Raw genomic sequence first — 10,060 nt, forward strand, 5'->3', positions numbered from 1 at the left:
TTATGAGCATTTTATACTTCTTATGTTTTTTTACAATAAACAAAACCCGTCAATTGTTAAATAAAAATACAATACAATACAAATTACATTTTGAAATAATGTTTTAAAAAGTCTCCAACGCCATCTTCACTATTTGCTTTGGTTACGTTTTTAGCAATGTTTTTTATTTCTTCATCAGCATTCCCCATAGCTACTGAAATACCGGCATATTCCAACATTGTCCTGTCATTGTAGCTGTCGCCGAAGGCTACGACATTTTCGTAGTCTAGACCGTTTAAATCTGCAATATATCCCAAGGCTGTTCCCTTGTCTACGTCTTTATGAGTTATATCCGTGTAGCTCATTTTAAAATCTACATAATGAAGATCTTCGTATGATTTAAGATTGTCCAGCACTTGAAAATATTCTGTATGGGGTTTGATCAAAGAATATGTAAATATTTGATAAATATCATCAAAATTGTACTCGATGATTTTATCTCTAGATTCAATTATTGCCATATTGAAAACTTCATCGGGATATTCCCTCTTGAAAACATTTATGTAATTTTCTTCAAATGGCAACAGGTTATTTGAAAAATAAGTATCAAAACTATCCCATTGTATTTTCAATTTGTCGTTATGTTCGTAAAGTTGATTTAAAATATCGATAGCAGTATTTTTAGGGATCGGAGTCTTTTTTATTATTTCTTTCTGATTTACATCATAAATCATGGCACCGTTACAGGCAACTATGTAATCTGCATTGATTTGATTGGCATATAATTTACAAGCAGAAAAACTTCTGCCTGTTGCAATTGCGATCAAATTATTTTGATTTTGAATCTTGTTTATGGAAATTATTGTTTCCGATGATATACTATGGTCATTGTCTAACAAGGTTCCATCCAGATCAAAGGCTACCAAGTGTTGATTCATATTATTTTCCTTCCATTCTTAAATATTCTGAATCAATTATATCACACTATAGGCATCAATAATCATACCAAAGCTTAATATGGCGATTTGTCCTTTAAAAAGAAACTTTTAGAACACATCCTATTTTTAAATGTAAAAAGAATATATTGATAAAAGACCTGCAAAATATATGCAGGTCCAATTAGGTGAAATTAATAATTTTTATCAGCGTAACCGATCCATCCGCCTTCTTTGACAAGAGTTTTATCAAATTCTCCAACCTTGAATTCTATTACGTCTGATTTATTGGGCGAACTGACAAGTATTAGATCCTTTTCCAGGTCGATTTCTATAGTTGTGTCCTCCCCTGAATAATTATCAAACAGGAAATCAATTTTTTCTTTTGGAAGGTCTATAGCAAACATTCCACAATTGTACATGTTTTGTCTAAAAATCCTAGCAAAATTTTCAGCCAATACTACGTTGATTCCGTTGACTTCCAAAGCCCAAGGAGCATGTTCTCTCGATGATCCGCAACCAAAATTTTCTCTGGTTATTACAACGGTTTTACCTTTTATATCATCAGTGTTGTCAAATCCCGGCAATGAAAGGTCTTCCAACAAATAAGGTTTCAAAGCTTCCTTTGTTATTTCAGTAAGGTATTTTGCAGGTATTATTTCATCAGTGTTGATATCGCTTCTGTCCAAAAATAAAACTTTTCCTTTAAAGTTCTTCATTTATTCCACCACCTATCCTTGATACAATTCAGAGTTTACTATTTTGCCTTCGATTGCCGTAGCAGCAGCAGTTGCAGGGCTCATCAGATGTACCATGCCACCTTTTCCCATTCTGCCGTTGAAATTACGATTAGTGGTCGATGCACAAACTTCTCCATCAGCCAATACTCCGTTACTCATTCCCAGGCATGCCCCGCAAGTTGGATTCGTTACGCAAAAACCTGCATCTTGAAAAATTTCTATAAGTCCTTCTTTTAGAGCCATCGAATAAATTGCTGGTGTGGCCGGACTCACTATCGCCCGAACATCATCGCTGATTCTTTTTCCTTTTAGAACGCTGGCTGCAATTCTCAAATCCTCAATACGTCCGTTGGTACAGCTACCAACATAAATCTGATCGACTTTGGTTCCTTCCATTTCCTTGACGGATTTTACTTGATCAGGCTTATAACCGAATGTTACCATAGGTTCCAAATTCGAAATATCTAATTTGTATATCTTTTCATACTCAGCATCGTCATCGGATTTCCATTTTGAATACTCTTCAAGTGCAGCTTCTTTTGAATCAAATTCGTCTTTAATAAATTCCCACAAATAATCTACCGTAACCATGTCCGGGTAACAAATGCCACTGGTGCCGCCAGCTTCTATAGCCATATTACATAAAGTCATTCGTGATTCCATTGACATTTCATCCACGACAGATCCTGTAAATTCAATTACCATATTTGTTGCACCATTGACTGTCAATTGATTTATAATGAACAATATCAAATCTTTTGCATAGACTCCCGGTTTAAGTTTGCCTTCAAGCTCGAACTTGATGGTTTTAGGGAAGTGAAAAGCACATACTCCTTTTAAAATTCCAACTTCAAGGTCGGTAGTACCCACTCCTGCAGCGAATGCCCCGAATGCTCCATGTGTACATGTATGTGAGTCACCCATAATTACAGTATAACCAGGTCTGACAAAACCTTTCTCGGGAAATATCGCATGACAAACACCATTTCTTCCGATATCAAAAAAGTCTTTGATTTCGTTTCTTCTGGCCCATTCTCTCAAAATCTTGCCTTGTTCTGCAGTCTTGGAATCTTTTGCCGGAGTTACATGATCAATGACTGCTTTTATTTTAGTAGGATCAAAAACTCTGTCCATTCCTCTTGCCATCAAATCTGTTATTGCGATAGGGGTTGTGATCTCGTGACAAAATACTCTGTCAAGTCTTAAAACATGAGTATCTGGAAACGGTTCATTAACTCTATGCGCATCGAATATCTTTTCTGCTATAGTTTTACCCATTTTATTCTCCTCTTTCTGAATTAACGTTGATCTTTGACTTACAACTATGATTATATATTTTTTACAACTATTTTAAAACCGATTTATACATCTTTTAAAATACCCGTGACTTATTATCCCATAAATCCTATAATGAGAATGTAAATAATGATACAATTAATATAATTATTTTGAGGTGTTTCGAATGAAAATAAATGAAATACAATTTGATCACAAAATAGAGATCCCTTATGAGATTTTCAAAAATTTAAATTCCAAGACATTCAAAAGATATAAAGCGAATGAAGTTGTATACAGGCAAGGAGAGATGGCCGAAAATTTCTTCTTTTTAAAAGAAGGAAGAGTTCAGATTTTTGTTAATTCACCCGATGGGATGGAAAAAATCATAACTTTCTACTCTTCTGGAGAAGTGTTTGGAGAGGCTTCATTCTTTGATGGATATCCGCGGATTTCCTCCGCAAAAGCCGTTAGAAACTCTGAAATAATAGCAATAAACAAACAGGATATTATAAGTCTTTTTAAAAATGATCCTCTTATAGCATTCAAATTTATAGAACTTTTATCAAAAAAAGTCCGAATGCTGTCAAGAGAGATAAACAACATCTCTTTTCTATCAGCCGAACAAAGGATAGCAAGATATTTATTAAACCATGATAAAGATTCAAAAGGCACGTTAAAATGCACTCACGAGGACATTGGTAAAGCTGTAGGTGCCAGCAGGATCACAGTTAATCGAATTTTAAATAAATTTTCTGAAAACGGATGGATCGAAACTGGATACAGGAATATTACATTGCTGGATACCGAATCTCTCATGGATCATTCCGGTTGACTATTTATCGTCGAAGGAACTCCACCCATACTTTCCCACCAACTCTACAAATCTGACTAGATTTATCATTTGTATATTTATTTCCCCATTAATATCTTTGGTGACCAATTGCAATTCTTGAATATATTCGTCACCTACAGGAATAACCATCCTTCCTTCCACGTTTAATTGATCCATTAATTCCAAAGGTATTTTTTTTGCTGCAGCCGTTACCATAATTCTGTCAAAGGGTGAATGTTCCATCCACCCGAGACTTCCATCTCCTATTTTATAAAACACATTCATTATTCCTAATGTCTGAAGCCTTTCTTTTGCTTTCATAGAAAGTTCAGGAATAATTTCAACAGTATACACAGCTCCTGCCATATAAGAGAGAAGTGCTGTTTGATATCCTGATCCAGTCCCTATCTCCAATACCTTGTTTTTTTTCTCCGGCTTTAAAATACGAGTCATTTCCAAAACCAGACTGGGCTGTGATATGGTTTGTCCAAACCCGATGGGCAGCGGGCTATCCAAGTTTGCATACCCCTTTATGTTATCGTCAAGGAACAACGAACGGTCCAGACTGTTAAAATAATTTTCCAGCAAATTAAAATCCATACGTTTACCGCCTTATTTGTGCTTCTGCTTTTAAGCACTCCGCTTTATCCAACAATTCCCAAGGAAGATCCAGATCATTTCTTCCAAAATGACCGTATGTTGCCAGTTGTCTGTATATTGGTCTTCTCAAATCAAATTTTTTTATTATGGCCGCAGGTCTCAAGTCAAAGTGTTTAATTACAAGTTTTTCTATTTTTTCTTCAGATATCCTGCCAGTTCCAAAAGTTTCTACTAAAATTGAAACCGGCCGTGCCTTCCCTATCACATAAGTTAATTGCACCTCGCATTTTGAAGCCAAACCTGCAGCCACAATGTTTTTGGCTACATATCTGGCAGCATAAGCAGCCGAACGATCTACTTTGGTTGGATCTTTTCCTGAAAATGAACCTCCGCCGTGTCTGGCATAACCGCCATATGTATCTACTATGATTTTTTTTCCTGTTAATCCCGAATCACCTTTTGGTCCTCCTATAACAAACCTACCGGCAGCATTAATGTAAAACTTTGTGTTTTCGTCTAAAAGTTCTTCATTTATAACATCTTTAATGATTTTTTCAATCACATCTCTTTTAATTTGTATTAAAGCAACATCTTTCGCATGCTGACATGCTATGACTACAGCTTCGACTCTCTTTATATTGTTTTCAGAATACTCAACCGTGACTTCTGTCTTGCCATCAGGCCTTAAATAACTTAATTCACCAAGTTTTCGAGCAATGTCAAGCCTTTGAGCCAATTTGTGGGATAATACTATGGGTAGCGGCATGAATTCAGGAGTTTCATCACAGGCAAATCCAAACATGATTCCCTGATCCCCTGCTCCCAAAGAATCGAATTCTTCTTCTGATCCTTCTCTCTTTTCAATGGAATAATCCACACCGGATGAAATATCCGGTGATTGTTCATCTATTTCCATCAAAATTGAACAAGAATCGGCTTCGAAACCAAATTCCTCATTTGTATATCCAATATCACTAATTACAGATTTTATTATTGCGGGTATGTCTATATTAGCATTTGTAGTAACTTGGCCAAACACATGCACCAGGTGCCTTGTAATGGATGCATCAACTGCCACCCTGGCATTAGGATCCCTTAATATTATCTCGTCCAGTATTGCATCCGAAATTTGATCACATATCTTGTCAGGATGCCCCTCTGTTACTGACTCTGAACTTAATGACCACCTTTTCATATCGATCCTCCATGCTTTTTAAGATTTGTGTTTGGACCATGGCTTTTCCAATTATACTTTATACATTCCCAATATGAATATTTTTCAAACCTGCCTTTCTTCCAATTTTCTCCGCCATTATCAATGTTTCCAGCGGGGTCACAGGTTTATCCAGCATCTTCCAGGCTGGGAAAAAACGTGTTACATGCCAGGGAACTTCAGGGTCCATTTCTCTCGATATAAAATTGGCTATCTTTTCCAGGTGTTCGTATTTGTCGTTTATATCCGGTATTACCAAAGTCGTAATTTCAACATGAACTCCCTGTTCATGTAAATATTTGAGGTTTTCTTCAATAGGTTCCACCCTGCCACCACAGTATTTTTTATAAGCATCATCCATTCCCTTGTAGTCTATATTAGCTGCATCAAGATAAGGGATTATCAAATCAAGTGTTTCTCTTGACATAAATCCATTACTTACCCATACGTTCTTTAAATCCTTCTCTTTAGCTAATTTCATGGTATCAAGTGCATATTCCACAAAAATCGTCGGCTCGGAGTATGTATATGCGATCGAGGGACAATTGTGTGCCAAGGCATTTCGGACATGTTCTTCAGGCGTTATGAGTCTTCCTTCCACGTCTTCCTCCCGACCTGGACTCTGTGATATTTCCCAATTTTGACACCAGGTGCATCTGAAATTACATCCCTGAGTTCCAAAAGAATATATTTTTGTACCTGGCAAGAAATGATAAAGAGGTTTTTTTTCAATGGGGTCTATATTCAAAGCTATAGTTTTGCCATAGTTTAAAGCGTAAAGAGACCCATCCATATTTTCTCTTACTCTGCAGATTCCCCTTTTACCTTCACTGATAATGCATCTGTGATTGCATGCTATGCATCCAACTTTTTTTTCGTTCAATTTCTCGTACAAAAGTGCTTCTTTTATAGTAATCCACCTCCTAGATCAACAAACTCAAGCTTAAATTTTTTTTGAATCTGTGATCTATATTTTAAATACTTTCCATTAAATTATTATTAACCACCACAGTTGATTGTGGATTCTGTTTTATTTTCCAATGATAACGTTTACGCAAGAATTTTATTGATATCTTTAACAAATTCCATAATCTCGTTTTCGATTTGATTTTTCAACTGCTCAACATTGTCAAAATCGGGAACATCAACAATGGAATGTGCAATTATAGAATCCACACCAGGTTTAATTTCTGATAACTTATATTTCCCCATATCCTGGCCTTCAAGCCTATTTATATACTCTTGTTGCATTTTGCGATTTCCAGCTGCAAGCCACAATTCAAATTTGCATTCTTCATGCAGAAAAACAACTGCTACTTTAAGCTTTTGTCTTTTAAGGTATAAAGGAGTGAACGCAAAATATGTCATATCCATATAACCGGAATACAAAGCACCTGCATGATAATCCGGATATTTGCGATCGAGATAAGTCTTTAAATCAAAAATGAAGGACATTATTCCCTTATAAGCCTTTTGGATCTTCCCCTTCTTCAGTTGAAGTTTGTATTCTTTAACGTATTCATTTAAAGTTTCCATTACATACCTCCCTCGTATTACCTTAACTTGAGTCTATTCCTGTTTACATACATTGTCAATAAATTGTAAACAAGCAACTTTAATAATTAGAATTCAAATCTTGTTGATTTCGGCAACGGGTTGTTCCAATATATGATTTTTTCCCTTTTTATTGACTGCATAAACACTTATAAGAATGATTGTAGAACCAATCATTTGATAAAACCCAAAATCTTCCTTTAACAGCAGTACACCAGCCAAAATAGAGATTACTGTCGTTATGTTTGCAAAAATTGAAGATCTTGCTACATCTATGTGTGTCATTGCATAATTCAACATCATAAATGCGCCAACAGATGAGAGACCTGCCAGAAATATAACTGCTATCCAAAACTGTAAACTTAGAAGCGGCACCAAAATCAACTCGCTCATTTTTCCCTTGCTGACCAGCAGAGCAAGTCCAACAAATGTCGCACTACCTAATGCAAACATCACGTAAGTTCTTTCGAATGGTGTAAAATCCGCCGAAATTTTTCTGCTCATAACATTAAACAATGATGCCGCTAAAACAGCACAAAGTATCATAAAAAATCCTGTTAAGTCGAACGTACCCGATAATTGATCCCTCGTAGTCAGGAAAACACCAAACACAGATAAGATGGCAAAAACAACCTGTATAGCACTTACTTTTTCTTTTATAATCAAACTACTTAATACAAGGCTTGTAACTGGAACAAGCGCTAGTATCGTCCCCACAAAAGACGTAGATAAGAGCTTAATCCCATTATGCTCCAATAAAAAATACAGTATTGGTTGCAGTAATCCAAGTAATAAGAGCGTTCCTATCTTTTTCCCTTTTAAATTTAATTTAAATATACGTGCCAATACCAATAAGTTTAGTATTATGAAAGCAACAGCAAAACGAACCGCTAATAGAACGATAGGAGTTGATACTTCCATTGCATATTTAGAAAATAAAAAACTAAACCCGAAAATCGCATAGCCCAAAAATGAAAATAAAACAGATATTCTTTCGACATTATTTTGTTTCAACTGTTGCCCTCCTGATTCATATCTTAAGTCATATATTTTATCTTTTTTTATTTTGACGAACAAATTTTTTAAAATTTTTCATGCCACCTATACTTTCAAACATGGAGTCGAGTTTTTCCTTTTCTATTTGTTTAAATGAAAGACCGTCGTATTTAGCTTCACGTTTTAATTTGTGATAATTTCCTAAGCGTCTTTCATCCAGCAATCCCTCTTCAATTGCAGCTTTTACTGCACAACCCGGTTCGTTGTAATGAGTGCAATCCCTGAAACGACATTTTAAACTTAAATCTTCAATGTCAGCAAATGATTTGGATAAATTCACAGCCTCAGCACCTAATTCTCTCATGCCGGGAGTATCTATCACTATACCGCCGCCAGGCAAAACAATAAGATCTCTTCTTGTGGTGGTATGTCTGCCCTTGTCGTCCTGTCTGATTTCCGATGTATTCAATAGATCTTCGCCAATGATTTTATTAATTAGTGTTGTTTTCCCAACCCCTGAAGAACCGATAAACGCTGCAGTGGTCCCGGGTTTCAAATACTCGGTTAGATTATCGATCGAATCATTGTCAAAACTTGACGTTGCAATTACATCGGTACCTGGAGCTATAATATTGATATCAGAAACGACTTCTTGTAGATTTTTACAAAGATCAGATTTTGTTAAAATGATCACAGGCTTGGCTCCACTGCTCCACACTATTGAAAGGTATCTTTCCAAACGACTTTCATTGAAGTCTTTGTTCAATGACATGCAAATAAAGATCAAATCAATATTTGTCACAATGATTTGTATCTGATTCTCATACCCGACTGCAGTACGTTCAAAAACAGTCCTTCGCGGCAGTATCTTATGAATTATTGAATTACCCGAGGTATTGTCAGTGTGATCCACCATTACAAAGTCTCCGACAGCTGGATAATCAGACATTTTTTCAGATCCATATTTGAATTTACCTGACAATTCAGCAAAATTTTCTCCTGATTCCGTGATTATTTTATACAAATTTTTATATTGAGAAATGATTCTTGCCATTGTCAAGTCAGGGTATAAAGCTGCTTTTTCAAAATCGGCTTTTCTTGCTCCATATTTAATTAAATTATTCATCGAATTACACCTCGTTTATTAAGTACCGTTCAAAAAATCAAGCTACTTTTTTGTGAAACAACCGAAAATAAGATAATACATCAAGACAAAAAATCAGCCCATTTGAATTTAATATCATTTGACTTTTTCTCCCAATAAATCAATTGATTTTCGTAATAATCTATTTTTTCTTTAATCGATTTTTCATAGCCTTTCATACCCGACTTCAATACCATGGAAGTCAGTTCGTATATTGGAAGACCCAATGCATGTGACTTTACATGTACAGTTGAACCCGCATGACCTATGGAATGGCATATGGCACCATATACATCGTCATGAATTTCTTTTGCAACTGCGTGACAATCCAATATCGCTCTTTTTGCAACTGGCATCTTTATTTTCCCTTCAGACCAATCTTTGCATCTTTCTAAACAGACCCTTGGTCTAAATTCATTGGGATATCTTCCTTCGAACTCATTCAATGGAATTTTGGCACAGTCCAAAGCCCATAATATTAGAGTTTTTCGGTTTTGCTTATCCATGGAGTAAATTAAATTTTTTAGACACTCGCTATCTTTTGTAAATAATATTTTGTTTCCTTTTCTGATTTTCTTTTCAACATCAGAAAACATAGTTCCATCCCCAGTTCCGAAAAAATCTCTTTATTCCCTGAATAAAAGATGAGATTCACAAAGTATTGTTGATTGTCAAGTAAAATTGACCCACTTTTTCGTTTAAATCTGACCCACCTTAGTTTTGATAAATAGCGGATCAACTTTACCTGTGAAATCTATTTTAACACTGAGAATTGACCCACTTGTCAGT

At 35.5% G+C, this 10,060-nt stretch carries 11 protein-coding genes; 1 reads left to right on the top strand and 10 read right to left on the bottom strand.

The genetic code is table 11. From position 1 onward, the window contains the following. Positions 1 to 83: 83 nt before the first annotated feature. The 3 genes from IWB18_RS10315 to IWB18_RS10325 all read right to left on the bottom strand — a co-directional run bounded on the left by IWB18_RS10315 (position 84) and on the right by IWB18_RS10325 (position 2,932). A complete protein-coding gene (locus IWB18_RS10315) occupies positions 84 to 917 on the bottom strand; it encodes a Cof-type HAD-IIB family hydrolase (RefSeq protein ID WP_195683545.1) in 834 nt (277 codons plus the stop codon). A gap of 191 nt (positions 918 to 1,108) precedes the next feature. Next, on the bottom strand, positions 1,109 to 1,633 hold the full coding sequence (locus IWB18_RS10320; RefSeq protein WP_195683546.1) for a 3-isopropylmalate dehydratase small subunit: 525 nt from the start codon (positions 1,631 to 1,633) through the stop codon (positions 1,109 to 1,111). 12 nt (positions 1,634 to 1,645) lie between these two features. Then, positions 1,646 to 2,932, bottom strand: coding sequence for a 3-isopropylmalate dehydratase large subunit (locus IWB18_RS10325; RefSeq protein WP_195683547.1), 1,287 nt, complete (start codon positions 2,930 to 2,932; stop codon positions 1,646 to 1,648). 184 nt (positions 2,933 to 3,116) lie between these two features. On the opposite strand from IWB18_RS10325, the gene IWB18_RS10330 reads away from it, so the two are divergent. Beyond that, complete coding sequence (locus tag IWB18_RS10330; RefSeq protein WP_195683548.1) at positions 3,117 to 3,764, top strand: Crp/Fnr family transcriptional regulator; 648 nt, start codon at positions 3,117 to 3,119, stop codon at positions 3,762 to 3,764. Here the strand turns inward: IWB18_RS10330 and IWB18_RS10335 are convergent, their stop codons facing one another. The 7 genes from IWB18_RS10335 to IWB18_RS10365 all read right to left on the bottom strand — a co-directional run bounded on the left by IWB18_RS10335 (position 3,765) and on the right by IWB18_RS10365 (position 9,867). Further along, entirely contained in the window at positions 3,765 to 4,364 is a 600-nt protein-coding gene (locus IWB18_RS10335) for a protein-L-isoaspartate(D-aspartate) O-methyltransferase (protein ID WP_195683549.1), read from the bottom strand. A gap of 4 nt (positions 4,365 to 4,368) precedes the next feature. After that, a complete protein-coding gene (metK, locus tag IWB18_RS10340; protein WP_195683550.1) occupies positions 4,369 to 5,559 on the bottom strand; it encodes a methionine adenosyltransferase in 1,191 nt (396 codons plus the stop codon). Between the two features lie 58 nt (positions 5,560 to 5,617). Then, positions 5,618 to 6,460, bottom strand: coding sequence for an AmmeMemoRadiSam system radical SAM enzyme (amrS, locus tag IWB18_RS10345; RefSeq protein WP_232366976.1), 843 nt, complete (start codon positions 6,458 to 6,460; stop codon positions 5,618 to 5,620). 167 nt (positions 6,461 to 6,627) lie between these two features. Then, the gene (locus IWB18_RS10350) at positions 6,628 to 7,113 is read right to left on the bottom strand and encodes a DUF7000 family protein (RefSeq protein ID WP_195683551.1); all 486 of its coding nucleotides are present in this window, start codon (positions 7,111 to 7,113) and stop codon (positions 6,628 to 6,630) included. Between the two features lie 93 nt (positions 7,114 to 7,206). Then, positions 7,207 to 8,145 (bottom strand): DMT family transporter, encoded by a 939-nt coding sequence (locus tag IWB18_RS10355; RefSeq protein WP_195683552.1) that lies wholly within the window; start codon positions 8,143 to 8,145, stop codon positions 7,207 to 7,209. A 37-nt stretch (positions 8,146 to 8,182) separates the two neighbouring features. Further along, a complete protein-coding gene (rsgA, locus tag IWB18_RS10360; RefSeq protein WP_195683553.1) occupies positions 8,183 to 9,253 on the bottom strand; it encodes a ribosome small subunit-dependent GTPase A in 1,071 nt (356 codons plus the stop codon). A gap of 80 nt (positions 9,254 to 9,333) precedes the next feature. After that, positions 9,334 to 9,867 (bottom strand): putative immunity protein, encoded by a 534-nt coding sequence (locus IWB18_RS10365; protein WP_207740814.1) that lies wholly within the window; start codon positions 9,865 to 9,867, stop codon positions 9,334 to 9,336. Between the last annotated feature and the right edge of the window lie 193 nt (positions 9,868 to 10,060).

Source organism: Alkalibacter mobilis (genome assembly GCF_015594845.1).
In the GTDB taxonomy this organism is placed as follows: domain Bacteria; phylum Bacillota; class Clostridia; order Eubacteriales; family Alkalibacteraceae; genus Alkalibacter; species Alkalibacter mobilis.

Excerpts from the sequence above, each read along its gene's own strand:
- IWB18_RS10315 (WP_195683545.1), bottom strand. The coding sequence starts at position 917 with ATGAATCAACACTTGGTAGCCTTTGATCTGGATGGAACCTTGTTAGAC.
- IWB18_RS10320 (WP_195683546.1), bottom strand. The coding sequence starts at position 1,633 with ATGAAGAACTTTAAAGGAAAAGTTTTATTTTTGGACAGAAGCGATATC.
- IWB18_RS10325 (WP_195683547.1), bottom strand. The coding sequence starts at position 2,932 with ATGGGTAAAACTATAGCAGAAAAGATATTCGATGCGCATAGAGTTAAT.
- IWB18_RS10330 (WP_195683548.1), top strand. The coding sequence starts at position 3,117 with ATGAAAATAAATGAAATACAATTTGATCACAAAATAGAGATCCCTTAT.
- IWB18_RS10335 (WP_195683549.1), bottom strand. The coding sequence starts at position 4,364 with ATGGATTTTAATTTGCTGGAAAATTATTTTAACAGTCTGGACCGTTCG.
- metK (WP_195683550.1), bottom strand. The coding sequence starts at position 5,559 with ATGAAAAGGTGGTCATTAAGTTCAGAGTCAGTAACAGAGGGGCATCCT.
- IWB18_RS10350 (WP_195683551.1), bottom strand. The coding sequence starts at position 7,113 with ATGGAAACTTTAAATGAATACGTTAAAGAATACAAACTTCAACTGAAG.
- rsgA (WP_195683553.1), bottom strand. The coding sequence starts at position 9,253 with ATGAATAATTTAATTAAATATGGAGCAAGAAAAGCCGATTTTGAAAAA.
- IWB18_RS10365 (WP_207740814.1), bottom strand. The coding sequence starts at position 9,867 with ATGTTTTCTGATGTTGAAAAGAAAATCAGAAAAGGAAACAAAATATTA.